Origin of the sequence: Streptomyces sp. WG5 (assembly GCF_049974565.1) — a bacterium.
Classification (GTDB): domain Bacteria; phylum Actinomycetota; class Actinomycetes; order Streptomycetales; family Streptomycetaceae; genus Streptomyces.
On record NZ_JBNGGC010000001.1, the window covers coordinates 267,779 to 284,541 of the forward strand.

12 protein-coding genes and 1 pseudogene are annotated in these 16,763 nt (G+C 72.9%); 6 read left to right on the forward strand and 7 right to left on the reverse strand.

Going from position 1 to position 16,763, the window contains the following annotated elements:
- Positions 1-30: 30 nt before the first annotated feature.
- Positions 31-357, forward strand: a pseudogene (locus tag ACP4IX_RS01170) (sortase domain-containing protein); the annotation flags it as partial.
- A 4-nt stretch (positions 358-361) separates the two neighbouring features.
- Here the strand turns inward: ACP4IX_RS01170 and ACP4IX_RS01175 are convergent.
- Entirely contained in the window at positions 362-1,186 is an 825-nt protein-coding gene (locus tag ACP4IX_RS01175; protein ID WP_426516966.1) for an endonuclease I family protein, read from the reverse strand.
- A gap of 157 nt (positions 1,187-1,343) precedes the next feature.
- Positions 1,344-3,566: an ArnT family glycosyltransferase gene (locus ACP4IX_RS01180; RefSeq protein WP_426554468.1), complete on the reverse strand. Its 2,223-nt coding sequence runs from the start codon at positions 3,564-3,566 to the stop codon at positions 1,344-1,346.
- A gap of 100 nt (positions 3,567-3,666) precedes the next feature.
- Here ACP4IX_RS01180 and ACP4IX_RS01185 point away from each other — a divergent pair, with 100 nt between their 5' ends.
- Entirely contained in the window at positions 3,667-3,858 is a 192-nt protein-coding gene (locus tag ACP4IX_RS01185) for a hypothetical protein (protein ID WP_426554469.1), read from the forward strand.
- A gap of 16 nt (positions 3,859-3,874) precedes the next feature.
- On the opposite strand, the gene ACP4IX_RS01190 is transcribed toward ACP4IX_RS01185, so the two are convergent.
- On the reverse strand, positions 3,875-4,246 hold the full coding sequence (locus ACP4IX_RS01190; protein WP_426554470.1) for a hypothetical protein: 372 nt from the start codon (positions 4,244-4,246) through the stop codon (positions 3,875-3,877).
- 92 nt (positions 4,247-4,338) lie between these two features.
- Between ACP4IX_RS01190 and ACP4IX_RS01195 the strand changes: the two genes are divergently transcribed.
- The 4 genes from ACP4IX_RS01195 (at position 4,339) to ACP4IX_RS01210 (ending at position 11,162) form a co-directional block, all read left to right on the forward strand.
- Entirely contained in the window at positions 4,339-5,328 is a 990-nt protein-coding gene (locus ACP4IX_RS01195; protein ID WP_426554471.1) for an esterase-like activity of phytase family protein, read from the forward strand.
- Positions 5,329-5,424: 96 nt separating this feature from the next.
- A complete protein-coding gene (locus ACP4IX_RS01200; RefSeq protein ID WP_426554547.1) occupies positions 5,425-9,165 on the forward strand; it encodes an ABC transporter ATP-binding protein in 3,741 nt (1,246 codons plus the stop codon).
- 86 nt (positions 9,166-9,251) lie between these two features.
- On the forward strand, positions 9,252-9,644 hold the full coding sequence (locus tag ACP4IX_RS01205; RefSeq protein ID WP_426516976.1) for a hypothetical protein: 393 nt from the start codon (positions 9,252-9,254) through the stop codon (positions 9,642-9,644).
- Between the two features lie 93 nt (positions 9,645-9,737).
- Positions 9,738-11,162 (forward strand): S28 family serine protease, encoded by a 1,425-nt coding sequence (locus tag ACP4IX_RS01210; protein WP_426554472.1) that lies wholly within the window; start codon positions 9,738-9,740, stop codon positions 11,160-11,162.
- Positions 11,163-11,218: 56 nt separating this feature from the next.
- On the opposite strand, the gene ACP4IX_RS01215 is transcribed toward ACP4IX_RS01210, so the two are convergent.
- The 4 genes from ACP4IX_RS01215 to ACP4IX_RS01230 all read right to left on the reverse strand — a co-directional run bounded on the left by ACP4IX_RS01215 (position 11,219) and on the right by ACP4IX_RS01230 (position 16,656).
- A complete protein-coding gene (locus tag ACP4IX_RS01215; protein WP_426554473.1) occupies positions 11,219-11,896 on the reverse strand; it encodes a hypothetical protein in 678 nt (225 codons plus the stop codon).
- 123 nt (positions 11,897-12,019) lie between these two features.
- Positions 12,020-13,870 carry a glycoside hydrolase family 3 protein gene (locus tag ACP4IX_RS01220; protein ID WP_426554474.1) on the reverse strand — a complete coding sequence of 617 codons (1,851 nt, stop codon included), beginning with the start codon at positions 13,868-13,870 and terminating at the stop codon, positions 12,020-12,022.
- A 490-nt stretch (positions 13,871-14,360) separates the two neighbouring features.
- Positions 14,361-15,161, reverse strand: coding sequence for a sugar phosphate isomerase/epimerase family protein (locus tag ACP4IX_RS01225; RefSeq protein WP_426516984.1), 801 nt, complete (start codon positions 15,159-15,161; stop codon positions 14,361-14,363).
- 448 nt (positions 15,162-15,609) lie between these two features.
- Positions 15,610-16,656 carry a LacI family DNA-binding transcriptional regulator gene (locus tag ACP4IX_RS01230; protein ID WP_426554475.1) on the reverse strand — a complete coding sequence of 349 codons (1,047 nt, stop codon included), beginning with the start codon at positions 16,654-16,656 and terminating at the stop codon, positions 15,610-15,612.
- Positions 16,657-16,763: the final 107 nt, after the last annotated feature.

The following is a 16,763-nucleotide window of genomic DNA, read 5'->3' on the forward strand; positions in this document are numbered from 1 at the left end:
CACCGCAGGGCACTGCTGCGACGGGCAGGGCCCGGCTGGTACGGGAACGGCGTCACGCCCGGCGAGACCGGGCCGGCCGTCCTCGTCGGCCACTTCGACACGGTGAACGGCCCGGCGGTCATGAGGAACGTCGACAGGATCACGCCCGGCGACACGATCGACGTCACCCGCGAGGACGGCACCCGGGCGGTCTTCGCCGTCACCGCGCTGGAACAGGTCGACAAGGACGCGTTCCCCACCGAGAAGGTCTACGGCAGGACCGACCGCCCCGATTTGCGCCTGATCACCTGCGGCGGCGAGATCACCGACGGCCACCGCCCGGACGACATCATCGTCTACGCCGACCTCGCGGGCTGACCGCCTACCAGATCGCCTCGACCCACTCCGGGTGGTCGACGAACGGGTTGCGGTTGTGCTGGTAGGAGTCGTAGATGACCTGGTTGCGGCGCTCCTCGAAGGCGTCCGGCGGGTCCTCGTCGTTCCACGCCTTCAGTACGGAGAGCTTGCCGATGTACGGGCTGCTGCCGTTGTCGACGCTGCCGTTGACCTCCAGGTCGGCCCAGCCGTCGCCGCCCTCGTACCGGACCGCCATGTAGAAGATCATGCGGGCCACGTCGCCCTTGACGGCGTCGCGGGGCTCGAAGGAGTCGGAGTCGGTGAGGCTGCCGCCGCTGTCGGTGAAGCCGCTGCCACCGTTGTCGAAGTCCTTGTTGCCCCGGATGCTGTTGACCCGGACGTCCTCGGGACGCAGGTGGTGCAGGTCCGTGCCGGGTCCGGTCGAGGTGCCGAAGTCGCCGTGGGACTTGGCCCACACGTGCTCGCGGTTCCAGTCGCCGGTGTCGCCGCCGTTCAGCGACTTGCTGCGGGAGATGCCGGAGTAGAGCAGGATCACGTTGCCGCTGTCGGCCGGGTCCTGGTCGGTGGACTTCAACGCGTTCCAGACCGCCGAGTACGAGAGCTTCGTCTGGTCGCTGATGATCGTGTGGAGCGAGGACTTGAGGCTGTCGCCCGTCTTGCCGACCGCGTTCCTGTAGTACGTCGAGTCGTAGTCCGAGGCCGTCGTCGCCGGCGCGGCTGTCGTGGCCGTGGCCGGGGTGACGGTCAGCGACGGGGCGGCGAGGGCGGCGAGGACGGCGGCCGTGGCGAGGGCCACCGCTTTCCGGGGGCGTATGCGTATAGCGAGCATGGGGTGTCCGATCTACGCGGGTTGACTGGAGCGGTACGACGAGCGTGGCATGGACATGTAGGAGGTGGGGTGTACGGAGAGTGGCGATTGCGTGACGGCGGCCCCCGACCGTGGTGGTCGGGGGCCGCTGTGCCGGATGTGCCGGGTGTGCCGGGTGTCAGGTGACGTCCGAGGGGTCCAACCGGTATACGGCCGACGTGTTTTCCGCCTGCGAGGCGGACTTCTCGGTGGAGGTGGCGGCGTAGTCGCTCTCCGCCACGGCCGTGCCGTGCTCCTGGACCCACTGGGTCACCTGGGTGCTGACCCCGGAGCCGCGGCCCATGCCGCCACCCATGCCGCCGCCGACCTGGATGTAGTGCAACTCGCCCTTCCTCACGAGCTCCTTGAGCCGGGCGAGGGTCATCGCGTTGTCGCTGCCGGACCAGCCCCACATGGAGATGACCGGCTCGCCGCTGCTGAGGATGAGCTGGGCGGCGCTCTGCGAACTCGACACCGCCAGCAGCCACTTGGCGCCGTCCTGGTGCTTCTTCAGGTAGGCGATCAGCTCACTGCTCGCGCCGCCCGCACCGCCGCCCATGCCGCCGCCACCGGCACCGTTCGGCCGGCTGCCCGTGCCCGTGTTGCCGTCCGCGCCCGTGCCGGCGTCAGTGCTGTCATCCGTGGTCGTCCCGCTGCCCGGGGGAGTGCCGTTCGGGGGTGTGCCGCCGGCGTCGCCGGGAGCCGGGCCGTTCCCGCCGCCGTCGGGCAGCTCGCCGCCGCCCGGGGCGGTGCCGCCGGCCGGGGTGTCCTGGCCGCCCTGCGGCTGACCGCCCGGCTGACCGCCGGGTCCCTCGCCGGACCCGCCACCGGGGAATCCGCCCCGGCCGCCACCTCCGCCGCCCGGGCCGCCGCCCATTCCGCCGCCCGTCGAGGGACCCGCGGTCGGGTTGGTGCCGCCCATGCCGCCGCCCGAACCGGTCGGCACCGACCACGCGTACGCCGCCGGACCCGCGACCCCGGCGACGACGGCCGCGGCCACGGAGACGGCCAGCAGCCGCACCCGGCGCCCCGAACGGAACACGAGCAGCCCCGTGATGGCCAGTGCCATCACCACCGCGACCGTCGGCCACAGCCAGGTGTTCCAGCCGGAGGCGCGGCGCAGCAGCACGATCGCCCAGACCCCGGTGACACCGAGGGCGAGCGGCAGCACCCACGCCCACCGCCGGTCGGCCCGGAAGGCGCGCAGCAGCATGACGCCGCCGCCCCCGCACAGCGCCGCGATGCCGGGCGCGAGCGCGGTCGTGTAGTACGGGTGCATGGTGCCCTCGGCCATGGCGAAGGTCAGGTAGTGCAGGACCGTCCAGCCGCCCCAGAGCACCAGCGCGGCGCGCGTGGGGTCGGTGCGGGGCGCCCTGCCGCACAGCGCCAGGCCGCCGACGAGTGCGATGCCCGCGAAGGGGAGCAGCCAGGAGATCTGGCCGCCGAGGACGTCGTTGAACATCCTGCCGATGCCCGCCGCACCCGAGAAGCCGCCGCCGCCTCCGCCGCCCATGTTGCCGTCGCCGCCGAAGATCCGGCCGAACCCGTTGTAGCCCGTGATCAGGTCCCAGGCCGTGCCGTCCGTCGAACCGCCGATGTACGGCCGCTGGGAGGCGGGCACCAGGGACACCGCCGCCGCCCACCAGAAGCTGGAGGCGGCCAGGGTGACGGCGGCGAGCACCAGGTTCCTGATCCGTTTGGTCCAGCCGAGGTCCGTCGCGTACGCGTACACGGCGAAGACCGCCGGCAGTGCGATGTAGCCCTGGAGCATCTTCGTGTGGAACGCGAGCCCGAAGCAGGCCGCCGCGCCCAGCAGGGGCAGCAGCCGGCCGCCCCGGACCGCGCGCAGGCCGAGGGCCGCCCCGGCCACCATCAGGAACACCAGCAGCGTGTCGGGGTTGTTGTCCCGGTTGATGGCGACCGTGATCGGGGTGAGCGCCAGCACCAGCGCGGCGACCGCCGCCGCGCCGTGCCCCCAGACCCGCTTCACGGAGGAGTGCAGGATCCAGATCGTCGCCAGCGCGGCCACGATCAGCGGCAGCATCATCTGCCAGGTGCCGTATCCGAGGAGGCGGCAGGACAGGCCCATGACCATCAGGGCGAGGGGCGGCTTGTCCACGGTGAGGAAGTTCCCCGCGTCCAGTGAGCCGAAGAACCACGCCTTCCAGCTCTCGGTGCCGCTGAGCACGGCGGCACTGTAGAAGCTGTTCAGGCCGGCCCCGGACAGGTTCCAGGAGTACAGGACCGCCGCCAGGACGAGGATCGCCGACAGGACCGGCAGCGACCATCGTGGCGTGCCGGGGGTGGGGGACGGTACGGGCGGCTCGGTGGCCGCGTGCGGTGGAGCGGTGGCAGATGTCACCACACCACCGTGTCCGCGTCCGATGGGCACGGGCTGTGCTTCGACTGGGGGTGGGCTGTGAATCCCGTGACGGGGGCACTCGGTGTGGATCAGGGGGCGGGTGACGGGGTCACGGATCGCCGATGTCATCGAGACCACCCAGCTCGACATGGCCGAGGACCTGCTGGAACACGCCGCCGACCTGCTCGTCGAAGCGCGGCCGGCACCCGAGCAGCTCCGCTTCCTCCTGGCCCGGACGGGCGAGGTGCTGACGGACGTGCACCGCATCGCGGTGAGCCGGGGCACGCGGTGACGCCGACCGCGGCCCGTCACTCGACCAGTTCGGGGAACTCCTCTTTGAGCGCGGCGAGCTGAGCGCGATGTCCGGCGTTGAAATCGGCCAGTTCCGGCAGGCCCAGGTTCTTGTCGAGGGCGACGGCCTGCGTGGGCACCAGGGCGGCTATCGCGCCGAACACCTCGCCCACCGCCTTCGCGTGCCGTTCCCGCTGGACAGCGGTCACCAGGTCGTCGAAGAGATCCAGCTCCAGGTCCTGGATCCGCCGGCGCGGACTGTCCTTCCCCTCGAACTTGTCGCGGACCGCCGGCTTGGGCGCGCCGGAGTCGACGAGGAACTTCAGTACCCGCAGCGTCGCGTACAGCCGCCCGGCCAGCCTCTGACCGCTCTCCCTCTGCTCTGCCATGTCTCATTACTTGCCGTCGGAACGCCCTCCCGCACCCCGCCCTTCGAAAAGCGGCCAACTTCCGGCCACCCCTGCGCCCTACGGTGACGGTCATGCGCCCGAGAACCCTCCGTACCGCCCTCGCCATCCTCACCGCAGGTCTCGCGGCGGCCGGCTGCCTGACCGCCGCCGGACCCGCCGCCGCGCACGAGAGGCCGCCGAGGAACGACTGCTCGCCCTCCGTCTCCCTCACCGGCTTCTCCGACGCCCTCGACAAGACCACCCACGACGGCACCTACGTCGGCAACCTCTCCGCCCTCTCCCGCGACCGGGGCGGCTCCCTCGCCGCCCTGGCCGACCGCTCCTCCCTCTTCCGGCTGGACGCGCGCACCCTGGAGCCGCAGGACGTCGTCCCGCTCGCCGACGAGAACGGCGGGGCCCTCGACGCCGAAGGACTGGTCGTCTCCCGCGACGGCACGTACCTCGTCTCCTCCGAGACCGAGCCGTCCGTCCGCCGCTACTCCCGCACCGGGCGGATCCTCGACCGCCTCCCCGTGCCGGACGCCCTCCGCACCGCCCCCGAGGGCCGCGCCCGGACCAACGGCAGCTTCGAGGGGCTCACGGCCCTCCCCGGCGGCCGGACCCTGATCGCCTCCATGGAGTACCCGCTCGCCGGTGACCCCGCCGACCTGGTCCGCTTCCAGACCTGGCAGCGGACGGGGCACGGACACTTCCGGCTCGGCGCCCAGTACACCTACCGGACCGACACCGGCCTCGGCGTCTCCGAGACCACCGCGACCCCCGGCGGGCGCCTCCTCGTCCTGGAGCGCGGCTTCACCTCCGGCGTCGGCAACACCGTCCGCCTCTACCTGGCCGACCGGCGCGGCACCACCCTCGAGAAGACCCTCCTCGCCGACCTCGCCGACTGCCCCTCCCTCGGCGCCACCGCCGGGCAGCCCCAGCCCAACCCGCTCCTCGACAACTTCGAGGGGATGACCGTCACCGGCCGGAGCAGGGGCCGCCTGGAGGTCCTGCTCGTCAGCGACGACAACCAGAACGCCGCACAGACGACCCGCTTCCTCAGGCTCCGGGTCCGCGCCTGAATCGCTGCCGCGGGATGAAATCCCCGCTCGCCCGTGTTGGTGCCTTCCGGTAGATCAGGTGAGCAGGACGACCGACGAATGACCGGAGGGCACGGCGTGGACGCGCAACGGGGATGGGCACGACGACTGGCGGGCTACGCCTGGCGCTATCCCAAGGACGTCGTCCTCGCCCTCGGCGCCTCGCTGGGCGGCATGGCCGTCATGGCCCTGGTCCCGCTGATCACCAAGGTCATCATCGACGACGTGATCGGCGACAAGACCAGGGACATGGCGCTCTGGGCGGGTCTCCTCATCGGCGCCGCGGTCGTCGTCTACGTCCTCACCTACATCCGCCGCTACTACGGCGGCCGGCTCGCCCTCGACGTCCAGCACGACCTGCGCACCGACATGTACGGGACGATCACCCGGCTCGACGGGCAGCGTCAGGACGAGCTGTCCACGGGACAGGTCGTCGGACGGGCGACCAGTGACCTCCAGCTGATCCAGAGCCTGCTGTTCATGCTCCCGATGACCATCGGGAACGTCCTGCTCTTCCTGATCTCCCTCGTCATCATGGCGTGGCTGTCCCCGCCGCTCACGCTCGTCGCCCTCGCCGTCGCCCCCGCGCTGTGGTTCATCGCCCGCCGCAGCCGCACCCGCCTGCACCCCGCCACCTGGTACGCCCAGGCCCAGGCCGCCGCCGTCGCCGGCGTGGTCGACGGCTCGGTGAGCGGCGTACGCGTGGTGAAGGGCTTCGGACAGGAGGAGCAGGAGACCGGGAAGCTCAGGGAGGTCGGGCGCAGGCTCTTCGCCGGGCGGCTGCGGACGATCAGACTGAACGCCACCTACACCCCCGCCCTCCAGGCCGTCCCCGCCCTCGGCCAGGTCGCCATGCTCGCCCTCGGCGGCTGGCTCGCCGTACGCGGGAACATCACGCTCGGCACCTTCGTCGCCTTCTCCACCTACCTCGCCCAGCTCGTCGGCCCGGTCCGCATGCTCGCCATGGTCCTCACCGTCGGCCAGCAGGCCCGCGCCGGCACCGAACGCGTCCTGGAGCTGATCGACACCGAGCCCGTGATCGAGGACGGCACCGGGACCCTGCCCGCCGACGCGCCCGCGACCGTCGAGTTCGACGACGTCGCCTTCGGTTACGCCACGGATTCCGGAGAGAGCAGGCCCGTCCTCGACGGTCTCTCCTTCGAGATCCGCGCGGGCGAGACCCTCGCCGTGGTCGGCTCCTCCGGTTCCGGCAAGTCCACACTCTCGCTGCTCCTGCCGCGCTTCTACGACGTGACGCGCGGCGCCGTCCTCATCGGCGGCCACGACGTGCGCGAGCTGACCCTGGACTCGCTGCGGGCCGCCATCGGGCTGGTGCCCGAGGACTCCTTCCTCTTCTCGGACACCGTGCGCGCCAACATCGCCTACGGCCGTCCGGACGCCACCGACGAGGAGATAGAGGCCGCCGCCCGGGCCGCGCAGGCCCACCGGTTCATCACCGAACTGCCCGACGGCTACGACACCACCGTCGGCGAGCACGGCCTGACCCTCTCCGGCGGCCAGCGCCAGCGCGTCGCCCTCGCCCGAGCGATCCTCACCGACCCCCGGCTGCTGGTCCTCGACGACGCCACGTCCGCCGTGGACGCCCGTGTCGAGCACGAGATCCACGACGCGCTGAAGCAGGTCATGCGGGGCCGCACCACGCTCCTCATCGCCCACCGCCGTTCCACCCTCGGCCTCGCCGACCGCATCGCCGTCCTCGACCACGGCCGCCTCGCCGACCTCGGCACCCACGAGGAACTCCAGGAGCGCTCCGCCCTCTACCGGCGCCTGCTCACCGACCCCGACGAGCTGGGCGGGGTGTCACCGGGGCACGCGCGGCCCGCCGCGCCCGCCGAGGACACCTCCGTCCGCGACGAGCTGGACGCCGAGTTCGACGCCGAGCGCGGCCTCACCCCACGGCTGTGGACCGGCGACCGCGTACCGAAGGACACCGCCCTCGCCGGCACCCCCGCCACCCCGGAACTGCTCGCCCAGGTCGACGCGCTGCCCCCCGCCGACGGAACCCCGGACATCGACGAGGCGCGGGCCGTCGAACCGGAGGAGTCCTACGGCCTGCGCCGCCTGCTGCGCGGCTTCCGCGCGCCGCTGCTGATCAGCCTCGCCCTGGTCACCGTGGACGCCGGCATGGGCCTGCTGCTGCCCGTGCTGATCCGGCACGGCATCGACGAGGGCGTCACCCAGGCCGCCCTCGGCGCGGTCTGGGCGGCCTCGCTGCTGGGGCTGCTCGCCGTGCTCGCCCAGTGGACGGCGCAGACCGGTGAGATCCGCATGACCGGCCGGACGGGGGAGCGGATCCTCTACTCGCTCCGGCTGAAGATCTTCGCCCAGCTCCAGCGGCTCGGCCTCGACTACTACGAGCGCGAACTGACCGGGCGGATCATGACCCGGATGACGACGGACGTGGACGCGCTGTCGACGTTCCTGCAGACGGGACTCGTCACCGCCTTCGTCTCGGTCGTCACCTTCTTCGGCATCATGGTCGCCCTGCTGGTCATCGACGTGGAACTCGCGCTGGTCGTCTTCGCGACCCTGCCGCCGCTGATCATCGCCACGTACTTCTTCCGCAGGGCCAGCGTGAAGGCGTACGAACTGGCCCGGGAGCGGGTCTCCTCGGTCAACGCCGACCTCCAGGAATCGGTGGCCGGGCTGAGGATCGTGCAGGCCTTCCGGCGCGAGCACGACGGCGGCCGGCGGTTCGCCGAACACAGCGACAGCTACCGGCAGGCACGCATCCGGGGCCAGTGGCTGATCTCGGTCTACTTCCCGTTCGTGCAGCTGCTGTCCTCGGCCGCGGTCGCCGCCGTACTGATCGTCGGCGGCGCGCGGATCGACGACGCGACGCTGACGACCGGCGCGCTGGTGGCGTACCTGCTGTACATCGACCTGTTCTTCGCGCCCGTCCAGCAGCTCTCCCAGGTCTTCGACGGCTACCAGCAGGCGTCCGTCTCCCTCGGCCGCATCCAGGAACTGCTGCGGGAACCGACGTCGACGAAGGCCCCCGACAAGCCGCTCGGCGTCGGACCCCTGCGCGGCGACATCGCCTTCGAGGACGTCCACTTCCGGTACGCGGGCGCCGACGACGAGGACGCGGCCCTCACCGGCATCGACCTGCGCATCCCCGCCGGCCAGACCGTCGCCTTCGTCGGCGAGACCGGCGCGGGCAAGTCGACCCTGGTCAAGCTGGTCGCCCGGTTCTACGACCCGACGGGCGGACGGGTGACCGTCGACGGGCAGGACCTGCGCGCCCTCGACCTCACCTCCTACCGGCACCGGCTGGGAGTCGTCCCGCAGGAGGCGTACCTCTTCCCCGGCACCGTCCGGGACGCCATCGCCTACGGCCGCCCGGACGCCACCGACGCCGAGGTGGAGGCGGCGGCGCGGGCGGTCGGCGCCCACGAGATGATCGCCACGCTGGAGGGCGGCTACCTCCACGAGGTCGCCGAGCGGGGCCGCAACCTCTCCGCCGGACAGCGGCAGCTGATCGCGCTCGCCCGCGCCGAGCTGGTCGACCCCGACGTACTGCTCCTCGACGAGGCCACCGCGGCCCTGGACCTGGCCACGGAGGCGCAGGTCAACCAGGCCACCGACCGTGTCGCGGGCCGCCGTACGACACTGGTCGTCGCCCACCGGCTCACCACCGCCGCCCGCGCGGACCGCGTCGTCGTCATGGACGGCGGACGGGTCGCCGAGGACGGCACGCACGACGAGCTGCTGGCGCTCGACGGACGGTACGCGCGACTGTGGCGGACCTTCGTCGGCGCGGCCGAGCCGGAGGAGCCGGTCGGCGCACTGCGCTGACACCCGGGCAACCATTCGACGGATGCCGTGCGTCCGTACATCCGTACGTCGGTGATCGCCGTACGACGGAGGCGGAGGGGACCGCGGTGGGCCAGGGCGGGGCTGGAATACGACGGTGGCTGGCGCACGGCACGGCCCTGCTGACCGCGGCCGGGCTGCTCGCCGTCGCGGTACCGCAGGAGGCACAGGCCGCCGCGGTGTGCCCGGGCCGCAAGGTGCGCACGCTGCAGTTCTCCACCGGCTCCGTCCTCGTCCACAAGCGGGGCAGCTACGTCTGCGCCGTCACCGTCCCCAGGAACCCCGGCACCAAGCGCCAGATGTCCGTCAGCGTGCAGGCGCGCGGCGGCCGGCCGGTCGTGGACGCGGGGCGGTTCGCCTACCGGGCGGGGCCGGTGACCGTGCACGTCGGGAAGCGCTGCGTGTGGGTGAGGGGCAAGGTGTCCCGGGGCTCGGTCAGCTCCGGCTGGATCCTGTGCTGAAGGGCCCTCGGCTGCCAATTCGCCATCTCCCCTGGTGTGCGGACGACTTGCTCCGATAGCTTCCGGCGCACATCCGTTTCACAGGGAGGGTGCATGCGCAAGGCGCTCAGATGGCTGCTGGCGCTCGCGGTGCTCATAGGCACCGTCAGCACGGCGGGCGCGGCCACCGCCGCCGAGCCGAAGGCCGTCGACATCAAGGACCGGCTGCTGTCCGTACCGGGCATGAGCCTGATCGAGGAGAAGCCGTACACCGGCTACCGCTTCTTCGTCCTCAACTACACCCAGCCGGTCGACCACCGGCGCCCGTCCAAGGGCACGTTCCAGCAGCGGATCACCGTGCTGCACAAGGACACGGCCCGCCCGACGGTCTTCTACACCGGCGGCTACAGCGTCTCCACGAACCCCAGCCGCCGCGAGCCGACCCAGATCGTCGACGGCAACCAGGTCTCCATGGAGTACCGCTACTTCACCCCGTCCCGGCCCGAGCCCGCCGACTGGTCCAAGCTGGACATCTGGCAGGCCGCCAGCGACCAGCACCGCATCTTCAAGGCACTGAAGCCGGTCTACTCCGAGAACTGGATCTCCACCGGCGGCTCCAAGGGCGGCATGACCGCCACCTACTACGAGCGCTTCTACCCGCACGACATGGACGGCGTCGTCGCCTACGTCGCCCCCAACGACGTGGTGAACCGCGAGGACTCCGCCTACGACCGCTTCTTCGCCCGCGTCGGCACCGAAGAGTGCCGCGACCGGCTGAACGGCGTGCAGCGCGAGGCACTGGTACGCCGGGCGCCGCTCAAGGAGAAGTACGAGGCGTACGCGGCCGAGAACGGCTACACCTTCGACACCATCGGCAGCCTGGACCGCGCCTACGAGGCCGTCGTCCTCGACTACGTCTGGGGCTTCTGGCAGTACAGCACCGTGAAGGACTGCGCCGGCATCCCGGCCGACGCCGAGAACGCCACCGACGAGGCGATCTGGGAGTCGGTGAACACCATCTCCGGCTTCTCCTTCTACACGGACCAGGGCCTCGCCCCCTACACGCCGTACTACTACCAGGCGGGCACCCAGCTCGGCGCGCCGACGATCCACTTCCCGCACATCGAGAAGAAGTACATCCGCTACGGCTACCAGCCGCCGCGCAACTTCGTGCCCCGGTCGATCCCGATGCGGTTCGAACCGTGGGTGATGCGGGACGTCGACCGCTGGGTGCGGCACAACGCCGACCAGATGCTGTTCGTGTACGGCGAGAACGACCCGTGGGGTGCCGAGCCCTTCCGCCTCGGGCACGGCGCGCGTGACTCCTACGTCCTCACCGCGCCCGGCATGAACCACGGCGCCAACGTCGCCGGTCTGGTGCCCGAGGAGAAGGCCCTCGCCACGGCCCGCATCCTCGACTGGGCGGGCGTCGCCTCCACCGAGGTCCAGGAGAACCCGTCGGCGGCCAGGCCGCTGGCGACGTTCGACACCGAGCTGGACAAGCGGGACGTGCAGCGCGAACCGATGCTGCGCCCGTAGGACGGTGACTGCGTCCGGTACCGCTGGGACCGCGAGCCCCTGAGGCTCGCGGCCGGTCACAGCGGCCGGGCGCAGCCCACCGGCCGTTCGCCGCCGAGACGGACGTAGAGACCGGTCGAGGCAGGGCAGTCCCCCCGGGCCGCGACCGCCTCGACCACCTTGAACTGCGGTTTCCTCTCACCCTTGCCGTCGCACGCGGTCTCGCGGACCTGGCCGCTCCCGGCGTCGTAGACACAGTCGCCGACGATGGTGCGCGGGCCGCCCCCGCCGCCCGGATCACCGGGGTGCGGCGGCTGGAGCTTGCGCATGCAGGCGTAACCCTGCGGCACGGCCCCGTCGCCGTCCTCGTCGGCGGAAGGGCGCTGCTCGCTGATGTGCAGGACGAAGTCGGTGGTGGCGGGGCACGGCGGACCGTCGTCCGCACGGCCGTCCTCCCGCGCCACGACCCGCGCCGCCGCCCGCTCACTGCCGCACGGCACCTCGGTGAAGCTGACCGTCCCGAACGAGCTGCACTCGTCGATCGCCAGGAACACCGCGCCGTACCCGGACGGCCGGACGGCGGCCGGGGCCGAACCCGGGGCGGCCTCCCCGCCGATCCGGGCGTCCCCGTTCGCGTCTCCGCCCGCGCCGTCGTCCTCGCCCGCCGGGCCCGCCGGGCTCTGACAGCCCGTCAGCAGAACGGCGCACAGCATCGACAGCGTGCAGAACACCCCCGCGGACCATCTCTCACGCATCGTCAACCCCCCGGACCCCCGGTCCAGCGTGCCCGGCCGCGGCGGGGCACGCCAGACGCGCGGGGTGCATTGCGCACGGGTGACGGGAGCGCCCCCGGCGCGTGGCGTAGGCCGCGCTACGTCCTACGACCGGTACGACAGCCCGTGCCCGAGGGGGAACAGCACCGCCGCCGGGTCGTCCGCCCGCACCACCGGAACCGGCAGCTTCCCGCGCGGCCGTACCCGCCCGGCGATCACCCGGGCCGCCGCCCGCACCTCGACGTCGGTCCAGGAGTAGGCGGCGAGGTGGGCGGGGACGTCCGGGAGGTGGGCCACGTCGTACGGATTGCGGACCGCGACCGCGACGACCGGCCTCCCGGTCTCCAGCAGCCGCGCGACCAGCGTGCGCTGACTGCTGCGCGCCGTGACGTTGTACGTGGCGACCACCACCGCGTCGGCGTCCCCGGCCGCCGCGACCGCCCGGTCGATGACGGCGGCGGACGGTGCCGTCCCGGTCGACAGGGCGGTGGCGGCGAAGCCCAGCTCGGTCAGCGCGCCCGCGAGGACACCGGTGGGCGGCCCGGTCGTGCCGGAGGGGGACGCGGGGTCGGCGCCGACGACGAGCAGCCGGCGGTGCTCCCGGCGCGACAGGGGCAGCAGCCGCCCCTCGTTGACCAGCAGCGTGGTGGACCGCTCGGCGATCCGGTCCGCCGCCTCCAGGTGGCCGCGGGTGCCGACGGTGCGGTCGACGTCCCGGCGGCTGGTGTAGGCGTCCCGGAACAGCCCCAGCTTCGCCTTCAGCCGCAGCACCCGCAGGATCGATTCGTCGAGCCGCGCCTCGGTGAGTTCGCCCTCGCGCACGGCCGTCAGGACGGCGTTCCAGGCGAGCGGCAGGTTCGGCGGGTTGAGCAGCTGGTCGACGCCGGCCTTCAGCGCCAGCACCGGCACCCGTTCGTCGCCGTACTTCGTGCGTACGCCCTGCATGCCGAGGGAGTCGGTGACCACGACCCCGTCGTAGCCCAGTTCCTCGCGCAGTATGCCGGTGAGGATGGGGCGGGAGAGGGTGGCCGGGTCGCCGGAGCCGTCGAGCGCCGGGACCACCAGGTGGGCGGTCATGATCGCGTCGATGCCCGCCTCGATGGCGGCGCGGAAGGGCGGCGCGTCCAGCTCCTCCCACTGCTCGCGGCTGTGCGTGATGACCGGCAGGCCGGTGTGGCTGTCGGTGGCCGTGTCGCCGTGTCCCGGGAAGTGCTTGGCGCACGCCGCGACCCCGGACCGCTGGTATCCCGTCACCTCGGCGGCCACCATGTCCGACACCGCGCGGGGATCGGCGCCGAAGGACCGTACGCCGATCACCGGGTTGGCCGGGTTGACGTTCACGTCGGCGACGGGGGAGTAGTCCTGGCGGATGCCCATGGCGTGCAGCTCGGCACCCGCGATCCGCCCGAGGGTGCGGGCGTCGGACCGCGAACCGCCGGCACCGACGGCCATCGCGCCCGGGAAGAGGGTCGCCGGCTCGCCCACGCGAGCCACGATCCCGTACTCCTGGTCGGTGGAGATGAGCACGGGCAGGCCGCGCGGCAGCTCCAGCGACGCCTTCTGGATGCCGTTGGACAGCTCGGCGATCTGGTGCGGGTCGCGGGTGTTGTGCGCCCAGGCGAAGTAGATGATGCCGCCGACCCGGTACTCGGCGACCAGCTCGGCCGCGGTGCGGACGCCGATCTCCTTCAGGTTGGCGTCGATGTCGGCCTGGTCCGGGTCGGTGGCGGAGTGGCCGTAGACCCGCATGACGAAGAGCTGGCCGACCTTCTCCTCCAGCGTCATGCGCGAGATGAGGGCGCGGAGCTTGTCGTCGTCGGGCCCGCGGGCGGCGTCGGCGAACGCGGTGCCGCCGCCGGCCGCGAGCGTCGCGCCGACGACCGCGGTGGCGGTGAGGACGGTACGTCTGGAGGGGTGTGCGGTGCTTCCCGGGCCGGCCGTGCTGCTGTGGTGCACGTGCGCTCCTTCCGGAGTGATCCGCTGGGGAATCGCTGGAGAGCTGCTGAAGGAAACTTCCAAGGAGTCACCAATATCCGGGAAGTTTCTGCCAGTCAAGGGAGCGCACAGGAGTCGGCCGAAGCGGCGAAGACCGAGCTGGTGGGGCCGCCGTCGGCGCCAGGGAGGGGGGCGCGCCGACGGCGGCGGGCCGCCGGCCGCGGTACGGCTGGAGAGGGTGGTCAGCGATCGCAGCCAGCAGCGAGGCCGACACCGCACCGCGAAGACTCGTCCGGCAGCGTGCGGATTGGACGACCGGGACCGGGGAGGGGTTCCCGGTCGGGAGGGGTTTCTCCAAGTCGGTGCGCACGGGAGCCGTGGGGCTGAGGGGACGGCGGGGGCGCCGGGGACGCGGTCTACTCGGTCACGGCGGCGGAGTGGCCGCGGTGCCGGGAGCGGCTGGAGCACCGGGTGCGGTCGGCGGCATCCGGGTCCGCTTCCGCCGCCACGCTCACGCCGCCTCGCTGAGCAGCCGGGCGAGGTGTTCGCGGCCCGCGTCCAGCAAGGTGGGCAGCGGGGCGGCCGACTCGTACCACCGCTTCTCGTACTCCCAGCACAGCCAGCCGTCCCAGCCGTGCCGGGAGAGCACGTCCACCACCTCGGTGAGCGGCAGCACACCGGCGCCCAGCGGCAGTGGCGTGGTGTCGTCGGGGGAGGCGATGTCCTTGACCTGGACGTAGCCGAGGTGCGGGGCGAGGGCGAGATAGCTCTCCGCGGGCTGCTCGCCGCCCAGCCAGGTGTGCATGACGTCCCACAGGGCGCCGACCCGGCGGTGCCCGACCAGGCCCAGGACGCGCATCGCGTCGGCCCCGGTGCGGTGCGAGTCGTGGGTCTCCAGGAGGATGCGCACGCCCAGCCCGGCCGCGTGCTCGGCGGCCGTGCCCAGCCGCCGGGCGGCCGTCGCGTCGGCCTCCTCCGGGCTCTGCTCCGTACCGCCGCCCGGGAAGACCCGGACGAACGGGGCGCCCAGATCACGGGCCAGGTCGAGCAGGGTACGGATCTCGGCGATCACGGCGTCGTCGTCGCCCGGGGCGGCGACCCGCGCGTACCCCGCGAGCCCCAGCAGCTCCACGCCCGCCGCCTTGAACGCCTCGGCCACCGCGGACCGTTCAGCGCGGGTCAGGCCCGGGTGGACCGGTTCCTCCGGGTGGGCGCGCAACTCGACCCCGTGATAGCCGTGCGCGGTCGCGAGCCCCAGGACGTCGGTCAGGGGCAGGCCGGGGACACCGAGGGTGGAGAACGCCAGCTTCATGCCCACGGAGCGTACCCGCCCCCGACCCCGCCACTCCTCCCACCGGCCGGGTGTCGCAGCCCCGGCACCGGCGGACGGGCGACGCCGCCCAGGCCGCCCTGCCTTGATCACCCCGCGCCGGCCAAGGGCTCGGACGCTACCCCGCGCCGCCTCGTTCGTCGGGCGTGTGCGGAGAGGTGCGCCGAGACCGATCCAGCCCGTTCGTCCTGTGTTCGCGGAGGGGCTGGGGCGCTGCCCCGCGCCGCCTCGTTCGCCGGGTGCGGGCGGAGGGGCGTGGCCGAGACCGATCCAGCCCGTTCGTCCCAGCACTCGCGGAGGGGCGCAGCGCAGGCCGACCCAGCCCGTCCGGCGTTCGAGGACGAGGCCGTTCAGGCCGAAGCGGGGGCCTGGGGGCGGCAGCCCCCAGCGAGGCCCACACCGACGCCGGACGCCCCGGCACCCACGGCGCCTACCCCCGCGGCCTTCCGGAGGACCCCCGCACCATCAACTCCCCCCGCACCGTGGCGATCCCCCCGGGCGGCGCCTCCTCCCGCCCCATCGCGATGCGGCCGGCCCGCGCCCCCGCCTCCGCGAGCGGCAGCCGCACGGTCGTCAGCGCGGGCACCGCGTCGATGCTGAACGGCAGGTCGTCGAAGCCGGCCACGGACACGTCGTCCGGGATCCGCAGCCCCAGGTCGCGCAGCGCCGCGCAGGCGCCCAGCGCGACGGAGTCGTTCGCGGCGACGACGGCCGTCAGGTCCGGATCCCTGCGCAGGAGTTCCAGCGTGGCCTCGTAGCCGGACTGCCGGTCGTAGCGGCCGTGGAGCGTCCAGCGGGGGTCCTCCTCGACGCCGTGCGCGGCCAGCGCGGCACGGTGCCCCTCCAGCCGGTGCCGGGTCGTGGTGCGCTCCTCGGGGCCCGCGATGTAGCCGAGCCGCCGGTGCCCGAGCCCGATGAGGTGCTCGGTCAGTTCCCGGCCGCCCCCGCGGTTGTCGAAGGTCAGCGCGATCGCCCCCGTGCCCGGAGCCGGCGGCCGCCCGCACAGCACCACCCGTGTGCCGGCCTCCGCCAGCTTGCGCAGCTTCGCCGCCACGGCCGCCTGGTGCGCCGCGTCCTCCATCGCCCCGCCGGTCAGCACGACGGCCGCCGCCCGCTGCCGCTGCAGCAGCGTGAGGTAGGTCAGTTCGCGCTCCGGGGCGCCGCCGGTGTTGCAGACCACGGCGAGTCTCTCGCCGCCCGCTCTGCCGCCCGGCCCGCCGATCTCGGACTGGACCGCGCCGGCCATGATGCCGAAGAAGGGGTCGGCGATGTCGTTGACCAGGATGCCCACCAGGTCGGACGTGGCCGCCGCCAGGGCGCTCGCGGGCCCGTTGAGGACGTAGTCCAGGTCGTCGACCGCCTTCAGCACCCGCTCCCGGGTGGAGGCGGCCACGGGATAGTTCCCGTTCAGCACGCGCGACACCGTCGCGGGGGAGACCTGGGCGCGGGCCGCCACGTCCGCCAGTGTCACCGTCATGTCCTCGTCCTCCGCATCGCGCGTGTGCCGGACACAGTCTCGGCGGTCCGAGCGCCGTCCGTGTGCCGTCCGTGTGCCGTCTCAGCCGTCCAGGTGACCTTACGGGC